Here is a 16,223-nt window from a genome sequence, read left to right as displayed (position 1 = left end):
CATCACCGCATCGACTCTAGACCACTACCCTCATGACCTCGTCAAGAGTGGTTATGCCCATCCGTACTTTGGCCAATCCGTCGAGTCGGAGGGGCTTCATCCCCTCCATCACTGCGACTTTCTTAATCTCCTCGGAAGTCCTGCGCTCGACAACCATTCTCTCAATTTCTTCGGTAACTAACATGATCTCATGGAGAGCAATTCGCCCTCTGTATCCAGTCTTCGAACAGTGTCCGCATCCGACCGCTTTATAGAGCACGGGCAATTCCCGCTCCTCCTCGAGGGGCCAACCTATGTTAACCAGCATCTCTTCGGTCGGCTGGTACGGCTCCTTACAGCGCTCGCACAAGCGCCGGGCAAGGCGCTGGGAGACCACGCAGTCCAGCGCCGACCCTACCAAGTAGGGCTCCACTCCCATCTCGACGAGCCGAGCAGGGGTAGAGGGCGCGTCGTTGGTGTGGATACTCGAAAGCACTAGGTGGCCGGTCAAAGCCGACTCTACGGCGATGTGAGCGGTCTCCAAGTCTCGGATCTCGCCCACCATGATGATGTCGGGGTCACCTCGTACGATTCCTCTCAGCGCATTGGCGAACGTAAGCCCGGCCTTCGCGTTCACTTGAACCTGGTTCAAGCCTGGAATCTTGTACTCGACAGGGTCCTCGACAGTGACCGTGTTTTTATCAGGAGAAGCGATCACCTTGAGGATCGAGTACAAAGTCGTCGTCTTTCCCGAGCCCGTAGGTCCCGAGCAAAAGATCGCCCCGTACGGTTTTGTATAAGCGGCCTGGAGCTTGCGTGCATTTTCTTCAAGCAGACCTAGCTTGTCGAGAGAAACAATGCCCGCTTGCTTGTCAAGAATTCGCATCACGAACTTTTCCCCCCACACTGTGGGCACACACGAACAGCGCATGTCTATCTCTCGGCCCATAATCTTCATAGAAATGCGTCCGTCCTGGGGGATTCGGTGCTCTGCGATATCCATGTCCGCCATTATTTTCAAGCGGCTGATGATGGCTGGATGGATTGACTTGCCGCTTCTCATGTGTTCTTTAAGGACGCCATCTATGCGATACCGGATGACCACGTCACGGTTTTGCGGTTCGACATGAATGTCGGATGCCCTGTCTTGGACAGCCTGGGAAATCACCATGTTGACGAAGCGGACGGCGGGGGCGTCCTCGCTTATCTCCTTCAGCTTCGAAAGATCTTCTTCAACTTCTTGCTCGCCAGCGAAGGCCTCAATGTCCGTGTCGAGTCTCGAGATCCGGTCCAAAGCCTCGAGAATTGCCCCGGGCGCGGCTACAACAATCTCGATGTCTCTGCCGGAAATAGACTTCACGTCATCGCGGGCAATGACGTTTTGAGGATCGGACATGGCGACAACCAGCTTGTCGCCGTTGAATCCGATAGCGATAAGGCCATAACGACGGCAAATTGAGTCAGGGATCAAGGCAGCTGCGGATGGATCTACAGGGTGTTCACTCAGGTCTACGAACTCAAATCCTGCTTGATCGGCGAGAACCGCCAGAAGGTCTTCCTCGGTAAGAAACCCCTTTTCGATCAGGATGCGGCCGATAGGTTTTCCTGTCTCCTCGTACTCAGCCAAAACTTCGTCGAGCTGAGACTCGTCTATTATTCCCTCTTCGACAAGAAGCATCCCGAAGCTAGTGACATCTTCTTCTGCCACGAATCGACTCCTCCGGCACCTTTCTACCCACCCAGATTAACCGCGCCCCAAATGAGCCAGCTCGTAATTGCATGCCTCCCAGAAAACAGGGCGACTCGTCCTGTCGCACCCGTCGAGTTAGCGAGCGTGGTCGCGAATAAGTATCGGATGTTCTAGCCATCAACTTCAGGTGTGGATTCCGATCCTTGAATAGAGTCCATGATTTCAAAGAAGCCCCCCACAGCGCCCGAGCACGGATGCAGAATCCTTCAACCACCCGCCTTTTTCTTCATAGATTTTTTGGGCTTTCCCCTCGGCGGCTTGCCCAGATAAATCTTGTGCTGAGCCTGCCTCCTTGCGTAGGCCTTGGGTGGCGTCTCGGGGCCGGCTACCAGCTCGCTCCATTGGAAGAACAACGAAAAGAGGGGATGCTCAGGCTCCAAGAAAACGGCCGTCCCATCCTTGAATCCAAGGACTACATGGCGTATATCTGGTTCCGCTGCAAACGCCGGAGGTCCGTGCAACTTTTGACCAATTCTTCCACCCGACGCAGCTCTGTCTTTGCCTGCGCTCGAGGCGCTCAGTGCTGAAGGTTGGGTGGGTTTTTTTTCATCGACTGCCTCGAATGAGCCTGTGGACTTCGCCACGGCTATAGGAGGCGGGGGCGGAGGCTCCGGGGGAGCAGGCTGTTCCACGGAGCCGAAGGCATCCTCCGTTCCCGGGAGCGGCTCGGGGGGAGCCGCGGGTAGGTAGACCGCCTCCAAAGTATCTCTGTCGGGTTGTTTCGAAAAGCGATACTCATCGGGGGCTGGAGGCGGCTGTTCGGCCACCGGCCGTCGTTGGCCCTGCTCTAAGCCCAGGTCGGCTAGGTAGCCTCCTATCGGCTCGGTGCTGTGCTCGACGATCGTAAAGCTTGCGTCCCCACCCTCTTTTGGAGAGGGCACGCCACCGGAAACCCCTTTATCATCTGGCTCGGTTTGGGGAGGTAGAACCTTAGGAGCCGACGGTATTGCTGCCTCGCTCTCGACGTATTCAGATATCACCCACTCGGGAAGGCCGGCCGACGACTCGGGCTCTTTGGAGACGAAGCGAGGCTGGGAAATCTCAGTTTCATCAATGACCGGTTGCGATAGACGATACGGCTCTTCGCTAGAGATCCCGCTCCGACTCGAGAGTCCTGCAGCCGTTACAAATCCCCTCTCTTCTGCTCTCCTCAAAGACTCCTCGGTCGGAGAGGGAAGGATCCATTGACTTGGAGAATGCAAATGGGTATCTGGCTCGGAGAGAATCTCGGCGGACGGTCCTTGCCAACTAGTTTGGTACTCGGGGGGAATGTACCATTCGTCCTCAACAGCATGTTGGGCACGCTCGCGGCGACCGAACAGCTTTCTCAGACTCGATCGGATTCGTCCAGCGCCCCTTTGGAGTCCTCGGCCAGGCTGGACGTGCCGGCGTTGTGGCACTCCTTCTGAGTGTTCGTCAGGAGTTTGACCATAGGTATTACTTTCCAACGTGCCCGCCGCCCTCCTCGTTCCTATCACATCGATACGGAAGCGACTGTATCTCCGAGCTTGAGAGCCATGGACGCCAGCGCTACAGTGACTAAACTGCTCGGTGCCCGAGTTTGTCCACTCTACCGAGGTGACGACGCCCCTATCGCCCGCTGTCGATCCAACAACTCGCTCACCCTATAAAGGAGCGCAAGAAGAACCTCTTTTGCGCTTTGGCGGCTAACCACCTCGCAGGGTACAACTGGAATGTCGTCACTTACGCCCAGCTTCTTCTTCAAACGCGATACTGCCTTGGCATTTCCCGTTGCTCGATTTGCACCTATTACATAGGGAACGTCGGAGAGCTCGGTGAAGTACTTGACAATCTTCTTCGCCTCCGGGTACGTGTTCTCGCGTGTCACATCGACGAGTACCACAAAGCCCAACATTCCGCGGGCCAGAACATCCCACATGAAATCGAAACGTTCTTGCCCTGGAGTCCCAAAGAGGTAGAGGACTATGTCGCCCTCGTCAAAGTCGAAAGTGATCTTGCCGAAGTCCATCGACACAGTGGTCATTGACTTCACCGACCGAGACTCGTCCGTCACAGGCTTCTCAGTCGAGAAAAGAGGAACCTCTGAGAGAGTACTGATAAAGGTAGTCTTGCCGGCCGCAAAGGGCCCGGTGACCACCACCTTGACGGAGGTGGCTCCACCGGTGCTCCGTGACATTTCCTACAACTCCCGCACCCCGTGGATAAGGCGCATAATCAAAGCTTTGTTTACCCCAGCAGATTTGATGCCTGGCTGAGCATTCTCGCTCTGATCCGACTCTAGCTCCTCGGGCACCTCGATAGCAGGCTCGGCACCGCCTCTAGCTCTCGAGCGCAGTCTGGGGGACTTGGGTGCTTCGTTTCGGGGACCACCACCAGAGGGGGCATCCTCTCCAGACCAAAGTTGACTGAACTCCTCCGCGATGGCCCCGGTATCGAGCCTCCTCCTCGGACCACTCCCAGAAGCAGACGCCTGCGGGGATGCACCTCGGCGCCCTTCGTCACCAAAGCCCAGAAGGTCATCTAAGAGGCTGCTCCCATCGTCGTTTGCAGTGTCGGCCTTCAGTGATTCGAAAGCCGACCCAGCCCCAACAAAGCTCTCCTCGGAGCTTTCTTCGACCGTGAGCGCCTCGGCCGCTTCCTTCAGCGAAATACCTTCGAGCGCAATCCCCTCTTCCTCTTCTTCTTCCTCCTCCTCCTCTTCTTCGTACTCCTCTTCTTCCTCGTACTCCTCGGCCTCTTCTGCTTCGAGTTCTTCTACTTCCTCTTCTCCGTACTCTTCTTCGCTAGCAGCGGATTCAATAACCTCGACCAATCCACCTGTCACCAAATTGTGGAGCACTTGACACACCTTGAACTCGCCCTCACCCAAGGCTTCGGCGACGTCCACCACCCGCCGTTGTCCATCTATGCAAGCGATGACGCGCCAGTCCTCCCGCGTGAGGTTGACCTCGAGTTGTTCCTCCGGGAGGTCGCGCACCAAACGGACGATGACCTCGACAGAAGGAATCGCTTCTTTGATAGTTTCCCACTCGTCAAGTTTGCGTTGCGCTTCTTGAATAAGGGGATCTACTTCGAGGGTCACTACAGGACCTATAGCGTGTGTCTCCCCCTTGCGAAAATCGAAGCGACCCTGCTCCCATCGGAACAAATCGAAGACTGCCTCTTCTATCCGCTCGCGAAGAAAGTCCTCGAGCCTAGTGCGATCTACGCCCTTGCTAATCAGGATTTCACCGATAGAACGCTTGGCGCCCGCCTGTGCTGTCGCAGCTTTCCAGTCGTTTGCCGTAACGAGACCAGACCTGACCAAAGCATTACCGAGATTGTCACTGCCCTTGGAGTAGGCGTAGTAAATCTCTCCCTTTTGAAAGTAGACCGCCCCACGACCCTTTTTACCGGCTCCTCTCAAGTGAAGAGCCCCGCTGTTCTGCGCTCTCGCTACTAGATCAAAAACGGCGTCTAGGGCAAAATCATCCAGGCTTCCCTGAAGTGCCATTCCTTCCCCGCCTTTCTTTAGCCAAGTTGCTCGGCAGTGCTTCTGATTCCTGGCATCTGAACGACAGATGGCTGCTCAAGTATGCTCGCGATCCTCGCTGCAGTGTGACGCATCTCATATAGGATAAGGCCTATTTTTCCCGAAGGCCTCGTGATGGCCGTAAGTACAGAGGTCTCACCCGCAGCCATCAGAAACACGAACCCGTATTCACCCTCTACAAAAATCTGTGCCAAGTCTCCCCTGCCGAGGCCCTCGGCAGCCTTCTCGCCCAATGACAGAAGGGCAGCGGCCATGGCGCCTAAACGGTCTTCTTCGATCTCTGGCGGCAATGCCGAAGCCATTGGAAGTCCGTCCATCGACACAATAGCAGCCGCCTCAACTTCCGGGCTTGACTGAACGAACTCGTCAAGGGCCATGGCAAGTTGCTCGGCCCTACTTATCATATGCCCTCCCAAAAGTTGGACTCGACTAACACATCATCCGGCGATTCATTCGCCGCTGGCGAGCGTGCTGGCGCCGGATTCTCCACCCACCATCAGGTTGGACGAAGTCCGATCGGTAGCTCTCAATCGCTATCTCGAGAAAAAGCTTACTCCAATCGATCTATCTCGGCAGTCGAAGTGCGAATCTGAAGGCTCGCTCGGAGCGACTCCTCTGCTGCTCTTTTCATTGCGCTGACGGGAGCAGGCCGCCCAGTCCAAATCTCGAATTGCCGAGCGCCTTGGAGAATTAGCATCTCCAGTCCGCCAGCCGCACCGGCACCTCGACGTATCCCAGCCTGTACGAGTGGGGTTTTAGAGGGGAAATATACCAAGTCAAAGACGTAAAGTCGGTCGTGAATTGCGCTTTCTGGCACCGGGAGGGAGGTGCCGTCCGATCCGAGAGGCGTTGCGTTCACCATCAAGTCAGCATTGCTCAATGCTTCCTCAATCAACGAGCCGTCCATAGAACAGATCTCGATTGGCGGCGGGGTCCGGGAAGGTAACATCGCGAACGCAGACTCGCAAATTCTGCGCACCATTCGCGAGGCCCGAGAAGGCGTTCGAGCAAGAACAGTGATGTGTCGGGCACCTCGGGTAACGGCCGCCCAAAGTACGGCCCGAGCGGAACCTCCGGCTCCAATTATTACCACGCTCCGTCCCTCAAGGTTGATTCCCAGGGCAGTCTTTAGACCTTTCTCGAATCCTTCTACATCGGTGTTGGCCCCCACCAGCTGGTCTCGATCCGGTGTCCAGAAAACTGTGTTGACTGCCCCGATCGCTTGCGCCTCGGGCTCGAGAACGTCCAATGCAGATAGCACCTCTTCCTTGTGAGGAATTGTTACGGACAGCCCACCGAGTCCTAAAACTCTCATTGCCTCCACTGCCGCTGAAGCAGAGCCGGGAGGAACCCTGAAAGCAGCGTAAACCCAGTCAAGACCCGAGACCGCAAATGCAGCGTTATGCATGGCAGGAGACAAGGTGTGTTCTAGTGGGTAACCAATGATGCCGAGCACCCTTTCAGGCGCCGACCGTTTGAATGTGTTTTGACGGTCAGAAAACGCCACGAGATATGGCGTCCGCCTTGAGGCGCTCGAACTCGGATGCGCTCGAGGTAAAAGCGTGCACCCCCGATGGATCGGTCAAGACGTAGTACAGGTAATCAGTGTTGGCAGGGTTGAGCGCTCCCTCGAGTGCCGCTCTGGAGGGGGTAGCGATCGGCGTAGGCGGAAGGCCCGGATTTTTGTAGGTGTTGTAGGGCGAATCGATCTCCAAATCCTTGTAAGTTAAACGCTCTTTGTGCTCACCCATTGCGTAAAGAACAGTTGCATCTATGTCTAGTTTCATCCCCCGGCGGAGCCGATTGTAGATGACACTAGCGATTAGTGGTCTCTCCGAATCTAATTTTGCCTCCCGCTCGATTAGCGAAGCCACGATGACGATTTGGTACTTCGTCACCCCCAGTGAGGAAAGTCTGGACTTATCCAATGCTGAGAAAACGTCGTCGAAGTGCCGAAGGCACCTGGAGGCAAGGTCTGGCTCTTTGGTATTGGCATCCACCCGATAGGTGTCGGGAAAGCAAAGCCCTTCGGCATTAGGAGCATCGGGAAAGCCGGCTAGATCAACGTTCGAGTTCAACGCGTAAGCAAACTTCTCTCCAGAAAGCCCGAGATCGGACTCTACCCTGGAAGCTTGTTGTCGTACCGTTAGACCAGGCACAAATGTGAGGTCTTTGTACCGAACCTGAGGGCCGGCTTCGAAGACGGCCAATACCGCCTCGGCTCCCATGCCGTAGCGCATCCGGTACTCACCTGCTCTTACCACAGGAGACTTTCGGCTCAGACGCAAATAAAGTAAAAACGAAGTCGACGATGAGATAATGCCCTCTTTCTCCAGACTCTCAGAAATCTCGGAGAGGCTTTGGCCATCGGCTACTGTGAAGACGACCTCTCCGTGCCCAGGGGACGAGCCTCCGGCTGCGAGTTTGACTAGATAGGTCCCGGCCAAGGCCGTACTACCAACTATCACGAACAAAGCAGCCAGGATTGCTATCAGGGCTTTGAGGCTTCTATGCCTAGGTAACTCGACGGACACACGGGGAGTTTGGAAATGGTCGCGGCTCGCTCGGGAAGGTATCGCCTCGGTGGTTTGTGCAGTTCTCTTATATTCCTTCGATGTAAAGCTTCCGTTAGCAACGGGCGAAGCAGTAGTCCCTGCTACTTCTTTGGCTACCACTTCCGTCCTGACAGGAAACGGCTCGACCGACATGTCCCCACTGTTCCTACCATAATTCAGCATTGCAGGTTTCGACGAAGAGCGCATACCTACCTCAGCCCCGTTGAGCAACTCTCTCCCACTCTCACGACTTGGGACTGAAAAAACCCGTCGAACGGCCGCTGGGACTTCTGCACCATGGCGGGCGAGCGGATGGCCGCCGTCGGTAACTGGGCTCTCCGAGGCAGAGTAAGGTAGGGGGCTGTACTTGGCTCCGGAAAAACTGGCGCAGCTCGGATCTGCTCGCCGATTCAGTTCTCGAATCGCTCGTTCCGAAGGTCGGCGCGCTCTGCTTTGCTCTTTGGGTTTTCTAGGTCGGTCTTCCAGATCTTCCGCCCTCTCGAGTTGCATCTAGATACGACTGCAGAATTATGGCTGCCGCAGCGACCTCTGCCAAGTACCGCGTGGTTCGGAATCCACGGCCAACCTCACTGAGCCTTCGCTCGGCCTCTTTTGTCGTGAACCTCTCGTCCCACAAAACGACCCGTAGCCCCAGTCGAGCCTCGATTTCTGCAGCGCGCTCGCGTACCCATTGGGTCTGGTCTGTGTCGCCACCTCCAGCTCCGATGGGAAGCCCCACTACTACCAACTCTGCCCCCATCGCTTGTGCTAGAGACCGTATGGCTTCAAGTAAATGGTCTGGGTCGTCTACGGTTGAATGCGGATGAGCCAACACCCCCAATTCATCGGAGACAGCAATCCCAGATCGGCGCTTTCCTAGATCTAAACCGATTACCCTCACCGAGCTGACTTAAGAGAATCGAGAATTTCTTTGCGAGCGGCATCCAATGCAGAACCGAGAGCAGATGTGTTAGGACCCCCGCCGACAGCGAGTTCTGGGTTTTTGCCCGTTCCGCCGCCCACCAGCCGCGCGGGCCCAGCAAGAATTTGCGCAGCCTGTAATCCAGCTTCTACCGCTCGTTTCGACGAGACAGCGACTAGGTGAACCCGCCCCCCATGCACTCCGCCCAAAACCGATATGTCGATGCCGTGGCTGTCCCGGAGCCTCAAGGCGGTGTCACGCAACCCCTCGGCTGTGTCATCTAGGTGGTAAACCACAAAACGAACACCTTTTACATCGCTTACTTGAGTCGAGGAAGCAATCGTCGCTGCTTGCTGGGAGGCCAGGCGCTCCCGCATACGCCGAGTCTCTGTCTGCGCAGCTTTTAGCTCTGCAAGCAGTTGGTCCACGCGCTCCATCAGCTTCTCCGGCGCGGCCTTGAGCGTAGCTGCTGACCCCGAAAGGAGCCTTCTATCGGAGAGCATCCTCTTTACGGCCGCTTCTCCGCTCACTGCCTCTATACGACGGAGATTGGATCCGATTGAACCCTCCGAGAGGACGAGAACCGGCCCGACCTCGCCCAAAGCGTGGACGTGCGTACCGCCGCATAGCTCGCGGCTAAAATCGCCTGCCTGGACAACCCTTACGATCTCTCCGTACTTATCTCCAAAAAACGCGAGCGCTCCCAATCGCTCGGCCTCGTCTTTAGTGGTTTCAAAGGTAATCACTGGTTGATCAGCTATGACTTTCGAGTTTGCAAGCTGTTCAACCTGAAAAAGTTCCTCTGGCCGCACTTGCTCAAAGTGGCTGAAGTCGAACCTGAGCCTGTCAGGTGCAACCAGTGAACCAGCCTGCTTTACATGGGTTCCAAGGACTTCCCTCAAAGCCCAATGTAGGACGTGGGTTGCTGTGTGGTGCCGTGTCGTTCGAAGGCGCTTGACTGCGTCCACAACCAGGTGCGCCCCCTGATCTCTGAAAAGGGCTCCTTTCTCGACTCGTACTCTGTGAGAGGTCAGCTCGAAAAGAGGGTGGGTAGTGTCGATAACCGACGCCTCTCCTGTCTCGGTAGCTATGCGGCCCACATCTCCCACTTGACCACCCGCCTCTCCATAAAAAGGAGTTTTATCTGTCAAAACCTCGACTACTTCTCCAACACCCGCCATCTCGAGAGACTCGCCATCCCGCACAATGGCCACAATCTTTGCTCTGTCCTCCAACCTCTCATATCCGGAAAAAGCGGTAGGGCCAAAGCGGTCCAGGTGCTCCTTGAAAACTCCGAGCGCCTCCTCGGATACCCCGCTTCCTTGAGCCCTTTTGGCCTGGCGAGCTCTCCGGCGTTGCTCAGCCATGTGGGCATTGAATCCTTCTTCGTCTATAGCGACTCCCCGCTCCTGTGCTACCTCCCGCGTAAGATCCACAGGAAAGCCGTAGGTGTCATGAAGTCTGAAGACAACCTCTCCTGAGAGGACATCCCCTGGGGATAGGCGTTCCAGGGCTTGCTCTAGGTGCTCGAGACCAGTTGCTAACGTGTCTTTGAAGCGAGACTCCTCGGTTCGACATACGCGCTCGATCAAAGCGGCCTGTTTTTTGAGCTCGGGATAGGCACCTCCGAGGACCTCCACGGTCGCCAAAGCCAAAGCCGTGAGCACATCACCCTCTGCACCCAAAAGGCGCGCATGACGCACAGCCCTCCGTATGATGCGTCGGAGAACATACCCTCGCTCTTCGTTCGAGGGAAAAACTCCATCAGCAATTAGAAAAGCCGACGCACGTGCGTGGTCGGTGAGCACTCGCAAGGAAACATCCGACGATTCCGAAGACCGGTAGCGCACTCCCGTGAGGCGTTGGGCTTCTTTGAGAATCGGAAGCGTGGTGTCGACCTCGAAAACAGAGTCTGCACCCTGAAGCACCATTGCCACACGCTCCAAACCCGCGCCGGTGTCGATGTTCTTTTGAGGGAGCTCACCTACCACGTTTGCGGCGTCGTCCCGAATGAATTCCATAAAGACCAAATTCCAAATCTCCACGTAGCGAGTTTCGTCGTCGGCAGGGCTAGCTCCACTTCCGAACTTATCGCCCCGGTCGTAGTAGATCTCTGAGCATGGGCCGCAAGGGCCCGCAGCTCCCATGTCCCAAAAGTTATCTGCCTTTCCTCTACGTATGATCCGTTCTTGTTTGAGTCCGACCAGTTCGTGCCAGATCTGCTCGGCCTCGTCGTCTTCTTCGAAGATCGTTACCCAAAGTCTGTCGGGGTGAAGTTGCCACACCTCAGTAACCAACTCCCATGCCCACTGGAGTGCTTCTCTTTTGAAGTAATCACCGAAGCTGAAATTGCCGAGCATTTCGAAGAATGTGAAATGGCGGTCAGTTATGCCGATGCGGTCGATGTCGGTAGTTCGGAAGCACTTCTGAACGGAGGTGGCCCTTCTGTATGGTGCTTTCTCCTCTCCCAGCATGAAGGGCTTGAACTGAACCATCCCAGCGGTGGTTAGAAGAAGGGATTTGTCGTGCGGAATCAGAGATGAAGACGCAACACGCTTGTGGCCCCTCTCCTCGAAAAAGGAAAGCCACGCCTCCCTGATTTCATCTGCGAACCGCGGTGATGGCGTCATCTTGGGTCATGCATCCATATCGTAGAAAACCATCTCTTTATATTCCGCACTTATGATCGAGCCGAGCCGCGCCGATAATGATCACGTGACAGCCGGTCCGGACCGGCACGCAGGCGCCTCCAATCCTGACACCCAGCGGCCCAAAGGCCCGGGTTAAAAGGAAAAAGAAAGGAAATTTGCGGGGCAGAGGGCGGCAGGCCAGCGGCAGGGAAAGCGATCATAGCCATAGCCGGTACCACCGCCGACCCTGAGCCATGCTTCGAAAGGATTTCGGTGGTTGGATCCTTTCGGGGCCGAGCAGCAATCACACGACCGCAGCCCTCCCTGCTCGAAGTGGCAAACGCCTCGGTCTGCCGCAGCCCCGCAACCACACAACAGTTGATCCCCGACCAGCGCGCTAGGCCGCAATTTCTTCTGGTATCGGCCGCCCCGATAAGACGATCTCTGCCATCGAGAAAAGCTCCGACCAAAAGAAACGCTCCTCAGTACTCCAACCCGAACCGCCGCCTAAGCTCGGCCTCTCGCATCCTAGCCCTGTGGCGTCCATGCGATATCGCGTTGGAGACGCGTTCAGAAAACGAGTCATAACCATTGGCGGCCTTCTTGACTACAGACGATGGCCTCACCGAACTCCTAGCCCGGTCCAGCAATGCTCTCAACGACAAAAACCCCCAGATCCACCCCAAAATGAACACCGCGAGCGTGACAAAGAGTTTCTTCAAGATCTTCAACGCCGTTTGCGCCTTCGGGAGTCTTTGGGGGCTGAGCCGCCCGACTCTAATGCCTCTAGGGTGCCCTGGACCCCAGCAGCTAGCGTTGCAGCTTTGATAACTGGGGTGGCAGCCGCCACCTTGGCTACGCCAGCAGCAGCTTCCATCTTCTCGGTAAGATTTTTCGACCGCGACACCGTCTCGTCGATCTTTTCTAGCTCGTAGTGGGCATCGATGGTAACAATGTGCATGTCCTCAATCAGAGGGACCAAACGCTCTTCTATGTTCTGTATGCTTTGTCGCAGTCGCTTGAAAGTCAGAACTGCGCTGCGGAGAAAGTAGAGCAACGCCACCGATATGATTCCCAGAAAAACTGTGGCTATAACGAGAGCTGCCGACTCTGCGCTCATTGCAACCCCCTTGGCCTAGTCCGACCCTCGCGAACTCCTCCAAACACATAGACAATCGGAGGATCGCAGTGAGAAACCATACAACAACCGAAGTCGAGTCGAAAGGCTAGCTGATGAGAGAAAGTACTCATCCTACCTACCTACTACGCATGTTCGCGGTGACTGCAGCGGCCTCCATAGCAGTAACAGCAATGGCATCTTGCAGCCGCGCCAGACCCGTTGACACGACAGAAGTGGTAGTAAAAGACCGATCCTTTGAACCTCGGTACATAAGAGCAACGCGAGGCGAGACGGTTTGGTGGACGAATGCCAGCGGAGAGGAGCATGTCATCTCCTTTAGGGGGTTCGATTCTGTAGAGATCTTTTTGTACCCAAACTCCAAAAAGGGATTTGCGTTTACGGAATCTCGGGAATACAAGGTCTACTGTAAAATCCACAATTTCGAAGGTAGAGCGGTCATCGTCGAGCCGGGGGCTTGATCGATATACCGAGTTCGTCCAGGCGCTCTTTTTCCACCGGAGCTGGTGTAGATAACATTAGCTCATGCCCTGTCTGAGTCTTGGGGAACGCGATGACTTCCCTGATCGACTCTTCGCCGGCAAAGACTGCGACAAGCCTGTCAAGGCCGATGGCAAACCCGGCGTGGGGCGGCGCTCCAAACTCGAAAGCTTCGAGCAAATAGCCGAACCGCTCCTCTGCTTCCTCCGGAGCAATCCCCAAAAGAGAGAGGACTTTCGACTGGAGTGTCCTGTCATGGATTCTCACACTTCCAGAACCAAGCTCCCACCCGTCTAAAACGAGATCAAAGGCGCGAGCTCTTAGTCTCTCAGGGCCTAGTTCCCTCACAAAATCGGATCCTTTGTCCAATAGGTGCACATCGTCGGCGTGCGGAGCGCAAAAAGGATGGTGAAGCGGATCCAGACGCCCCTCGTTCTCGTTCCACTCAACTAGGGGAAACTCGGTTATCCAGCACCACCCTCTCCCTCGGCCTGTTTCGGGCTCGAGAAGCTGAGTGCGCATCCTTCCCAGGACTGATCGGCTCTTCGTGGAATCGCCAGCGACCAAGAGAACGAGGTCTGCGTCACTGGCTCCCGTGAGCTCTAAGACAGCCGCCTTTTCTTTATCGGACCAGTACTTGGCCACCGGAGATCTAAGCGATCCCTCCGATGCGACGACCCAAACCAGACCTTTGGCGCCGAACGCTTTTGCGCGATCTACAAGACCGTCCAAGAAAGACCTTGAAGCCTCAGCTCCAGCCCCTGGAAGCCGAAGTGCCACGATCGACCCCCCGTCAGATAGTACAGAGGCAAAAGTAGAAAAGCTCGTTCCTTCGAAAGCTGAACTCAGGTCCACGAGCTCTTGTGAAATCCTCAGATCGGGCTTGTCCGTGCCGAAGCGGGCCATTGCTTCCTGCCAACTAAAACGCGGAAATGGCTGGCGCGGTCTTGGCCATCCCGCTGCCTCAGCTGCATCGCTCACGGCTTGCTCCACCACAGCGATCACGTCTTCCTCGGAGGCAAAGCTCATCTCCAGATCTACTTGCGTAAACTCGTGTTGGCGGTCCGCCCGTGGATCTTCGTCTCGGTAACAGCGAGCAATCTGGTAGTAGCGTCCGATTCCCGAGACCATCAGCAGTTGCTTGTAAAGCTGGGGAGACTGAGCTAGCGCGTAGAACTTTCCTCGATCTATCCGACTAGGAACTAAGAAGTCTCTAGCCCCCTCGGGCGTGGCCCGCGTTAGAGTCGGGGTCTCCACCTCGACAAATCCATGGGATTCCATTGCCCGTCGTATCGCAGACGCCACCTTGGAGCGCAGCTTTAGGTTCTCCTGCATCTTGGGGCGACGTAGGTCGATGTATCGGTATCGAAGCCGGGTTGCTTCATCGACTTCTACACGGTTTTCAGGTATGAACGGAGGAGTGCGAGCCTCGGAGAGGACTTCAATTTGGTCGGCTCTCACCTCGATACAGCCGGTAATCAGCTCGGGATTGTCGGTACCCTCGGGTCTTCTAGTGACCCTTCCTTGTACTCGCAGCACCCACTCGGGCCGAGCGCGATCAGCAGGACCATAAGCAGAACTTGTAGGCTCGACGACTATCTGTACAACTCCGCTCGAGTCCCTAAGGTCCAAGAAAATGAGGCCGCCATGGTCTCTTCGACGGGCCACCCATCCAACAAGCGTCACATCGGCGTCGATGTCATTGTCCCCTAGGGTGCCGCAAATATGGCCCGGATACCTACCCTTTTCCGAACAGCCTTCACCCCCTGGCATCACTTGGGCTCCCTTTGCGCACTTGTCGAGACAGTGCCGTCCCCCTCCGAGCTCTCGCTTCTCAAGATGGCCAGCACCTCGGATACAGCCCGATTCGAGGGAACTGTACGCTGTTTCGCAATTTTGGCCTCGGTCGATCCCATCAGCCTTATAGCTACCGTTTGGCTAGTGAGCTCCTCTGGACCTATGACAGCGGTGATATGAGCACCTGCGCGGTCAGCGTACTTCATCCTCGCCTTTAGTGACTTTCCCACCGGGGAGACTACGGTAGCGATTCCTTCTCTCCTTAGCCGCGAACCTAAAGCGAGAGCGGCCGTCCGGCAGCTGTCGTCCACGCCCACCACCACGACGTCGGGCGAGCTATCTCGGATCCGAAAACGAGGAGGTCCTTTTTGTTCTGAATAACCTGGCGTCAAAAGACCACTCGAAGCTGCCGATTCTGCCTTTGATCCAGACCTCGGTTGTCGGATTGACAAAATATTGGCCCACCGAGTCGCCTCCAGAGAGCGCTCTACTCCTATAGCGAAGCCGACTGCCCCAGTAGGTGGACCACCTAGGCTTTCGACGAGGCCGTCATATCGGCCACCCCCGGCAACCGCGTCCTGAGCAGCGTGCAAGCCTTCGGAAATGACTTCGAATGCAGTGCGAACGTAGTAGTCAAGACCGCGCACGAGACGCGACTCGAGTACAAATTCAATGCCCAAGGCTTGAAGACCTGCCTGCACCGCATCGAAGTGGACACGACACGGCCCGCACAGGTACTCGACGGACTTGGGGGCAAACTCGGTCACCCTGCGGCACTCAGCGCGTTTGCAGTCGAGAACCCTCAAAGGATTCCGTCCGATTCTGAGCCTGCATTCCTGGCACAGCTTCGAAGAGACATCATTGGAGCTCAAAAATCCATCGAGTGCCTCCAGATAGCGGGGACGACACGCTTTGTCTCCTATTGAATTCAGCAATAGCCGGGGGCTTACGACCCCGATTCCCTCGAGGAAAGTAAGGCACAGCTCGATTTGTTCTACGTCAGCCTCGGGCTCTTCGGCTCCGATAGCTTCAACCCCCACTTGCTTGAATTGCCTGTACCGACCAGCCTGAGGTCGTTCATAGCGAAACATCTCTCCCGCATAGAAAACGCGCCAAGGAAGTGGCTCTTTTTTGTATATCTCATGCTCTATGAACGCCCTAACTACTCCAGCCGTCCCTTCGGGACGAAGAGTAATCGAATCACCTGACTTGTCCTCAAAGGTGTACATCTGCTTCGTCACAATTTCGCTCGTGCCCCCCACCGAACGCTCGAAGACCTCGGTTTTCTCGAATAAAGGGGTCTCTATTGGCCAGTAGCCCCAGAGTGGCGCCAATTGGCCAAAATAATCGGTCGCTGCCCTCGACAACGCAGAACGGGGCGGAAGAAGATCTGCAACCCCCTTTGGGGCGGAAAATCTGCAATCTGCTTCGGACACCGGCCGCCCCAAAACGAGCGTC

The 16,223-nt window shown here is 56.0% G+C and carries 15 protein-coding genes; 1 reads left to right on the top strand and 14 read right to left on the bottom strand.

Annotation, left to right across the window (positions count from 1 at the left end):
- Positions 1-16: 16 nt before the first annotated feature.
- The 12 genes from C4318_05600 to C4318_05545 form a co-directional block, all read right to left on the bottom strand.
- The gene (locus tag C4318_05600; protein MER3454619.1) at positions 17-1,657 is read right to left on the bottom strand and encodes a type II secretion system protein GspE; all 1,641 of its coding nucleotides are present in this window, start codon (positions 1,655-1,657) and stop codon (positions 17-19) included.
- A gap of 278 nt (positions 1,658-1,935) precedes the next feature.
- Positions 1,936-2,883, bottom strand: a complete 948-nt coding sequence (locus C4318_05595; protein ID MER3454618.1) for a hypothetical protein — start codon at positions 2,881-2,883, stop codon at positions 1,936-1,938.
- Positions 2,884-3,299: 416 nt separating this feature from the next.
- Positions 3,300-3,887, bottom strand: a complete 588-nt coding sequence (locus C4318_05590; protein ID MER3454617.1) for a GTP-binding protein — start codon at positions 3,885-3,887, stop codon at positions 3,300-3,302.
- Positions 3,888-3,890: 3 nt separating this feature from the next.
- Entirely contained in the window at positions 3,891-5,204 is a 1,314-nt protein-coding gene (locus C4318_05585; GenBank protein MER3454616.1) for a hypothetical protein, read from the bottom strand.
- A 17-nt stretch (positions 5,205-5,221) separates the two neighbouring features.
- Positions 5,222-5,647 carry a hypothetical protein gene (locus C4318_05580; GenBank protein MER3454615.1) on the bottom strand — a complete coding sequence of 142 codons (426 nt, stop codon included), beginning with the start codon at positions 5,645-5,647 and terminating at the stop codon, positions 5,222-5,224.
- A gap of 146 nt (positions 5,648-5,793) precedes the next feature.
- Positions 5,794-6,822 carry a shikimate dehydrogenase gene (gene aroE, locus C4318_05575; protein ID MER3454614.1) on the bottom strand — a complete coding sequence of 343 codons (1,029 nt, stop codon included), beginning with the start codon at positions 6,820-6,822 and terminating at the stop codon, positions 5,794-5,796.
- Positions 6,737-8,308, bottom strand: coding sequence for an endolytic transglycosylase MltG (mltG, locus tag C4318_05570; protein MER3454613.1), 1,572 nt, complete (start codon positions 8,306-8,308; stop codon positions 6,737-6,739). The genes aroE and mltG overlap by 86 nt, the downstream gene beginning before the upstream one ends.
- A complete protein-coding gene (locus C4318_05565) occupies positions 8,268-8,699 on the bottom strand; it encodes a Holliday junction resolvase RuvX (protein ID MER3454612.1) in 432 nt (143 codons plus the stop codon). Before C4318_05565 ends, mltG begins: the two co-directional genes overlap by 41 nt.
- Complete coding sequence (locus tag C4318_05560; protein ID MER3454611.1) at positions 8,696-11,350, bottom strand: alanine--tRNA ligase; 2,655 nt, start codon at positions 11,348-11,350, stop codon at positions 8,696-8,698. Before C4318_05560 ends, C4318_05565 begins: the two co-directional genes overlap by 4 nt.
- A 50-nt stretch (positions 11,351-11,400) precedes the next feature.
- Positions 11,401-11,820, bottom strand: coding sequence for a hypothetical protein (locus C4318_05555; GenBank protein MER3454610.1), 420 nt, complete (start codon positions 11,818-11,820; stop codon positions 11,401-11,403).
- Between the two features lie 12 nt (positions 11,821-11,832).
- Complete coding sequence (locus C4318_05550; protein ID MER3454609.1) at positions 11,833-12,081, bottom strand: hypothetical protein; 249 nt, start codon at positions 12,079-12,081, stop codon at positions 11,833-11,835.
- Positions 12,078-12,470: a hypothetical protein gene (locus C4318_05545; GenBank protein ID MER3454608.1), complete on the bottom strand. Its 393-nt coding sequence runs from the start codon at positions 12,468-12,470 to the stop codon at positions 12,078-12,080. Before C4318_05545 ends, C4318_05550 begins: the two co-directional genes overlap by 4 nt.
- Positions 12,471-12,619: 149 nt before the next feature.
- Between C4318_05545 and C4318_05540 the strand changes: the two genes are divergently transcribed.
- The gene (locus C4318_05540; GenBank protein MER3454607.1) at positions 12,620-12,949 is read left to right on the top strand and encodes a hypothetical protein; all 330 of its coding nucleotides are present in this window, start codon (positions 12,620-12,622) and stop codon (positions 12,947-12,949) included.
- Here the strand turns inward: C4318_05540 and C4318_05535 are convergent.
- A complete protein-coding gene (locus tag C4318_05535; protein MER3454606.1) occupies positions 12,927-14,741 on the bottom strand; it encodes an aspartate--tRNA ligase in 1,815 nt (604 codons plus the stop codon). The genes C4318_05540 and C4318_05535 overlap by 23 nt on opposite strands.
- Positions 14,741-16,213: a histidine--tRNA ligase gene (locus C4318_05530; protein ID MER3454605.1), complete on the bottom strand. Its 1,473-nt coding sequence runs from the start codon at positions 16,211-16,213 to the stop codon at positions 14,741-14,743. Before C4318_05530 ends, C4318_05535 begins: the two co-directional genes overlap by 1 nt.
- Positions 16,214-16,223: the final 10 nt, after the last annotated feature.

Source organism: Acidimicrobiia bacterium, from assembly GCA_040289475.1.
Taxonomy (GTDB): domain Bacteria; phylum Actinomycetota; class Acidimicrobiia; order ATN3; family PSLF01; genus PSLF01.
Note: the sequence above shows the minus strand (reverse complement) of the source record. Positions and strands in the feature narration are given on the sequence as shown.

Excerpts from the sequence above, each read along its gene's own strand:
- C4318_05600 (MER3454619.1), bottom strand. The coding sequence starts at position 1,657 with ATGCTTCTTGTCGAAGAGGGAATAATAGACGAGTCTCAGCTCGACGAA.
- C4318_05590 (MER3454617.1), bottom strand. The coding sequence starts at position 3,887 with ATGTCACGGAGCACCGGTGGAGCCACCTCCGTCAAGGTGGTGGTCACC.
- C4318_05585 (MER3454616.1), bottom strand. The coding sequence starts at position 5,204 with ATGGCACTTCAGGGAAGCCTGGATGATTTTGCCCTAGACGCCGTTTTT.
- C4318_05580 (MER3454615.1), bottom strand. The coding sequence starts at position 5,647 with ATGATAAGTAGGGCCGAGCAACTTGCCATGGCCCTTGACGAGTTCGTT.
- mltG (MER3454613.1), bottom strand. The coding sequence starts at position 8,308 with ATGCAACTCGAGAGGGCGGAAGATCTGGAAGACCGACCTAGAAAACCC.
- C4318_05560 (MER3454611.1), bottom strand. The coding sequence starts at position 11,350 with ATGACGCCATCACCGCGGTTCGCAGATGAAATCAGGGAGGCGTGGCTT.
- C4318_05545 (MER3454608.1), bottom strand. The coding sequence starts at position 12,470 with ATGAGCGCAGAGTCGGCAGCTCTCGTTATAGCCACAGTTTTTCTGGGA.
- C4318_05540 (MER3454607.1), top strand. The coding sequence starts at position 12,620 with ATGTTCGCGGTGACTGCAGCGGCCTCCATAGCAGTAACAGCAATGGCA.
- C4318_05535 (MER3454606.1), bottom strand. The coding sequence starts at position 14,741 with ATGCCAGGGGGTGAAGGCTGTTCGGAAAAGGGTAGGTATCCGGGCCAT.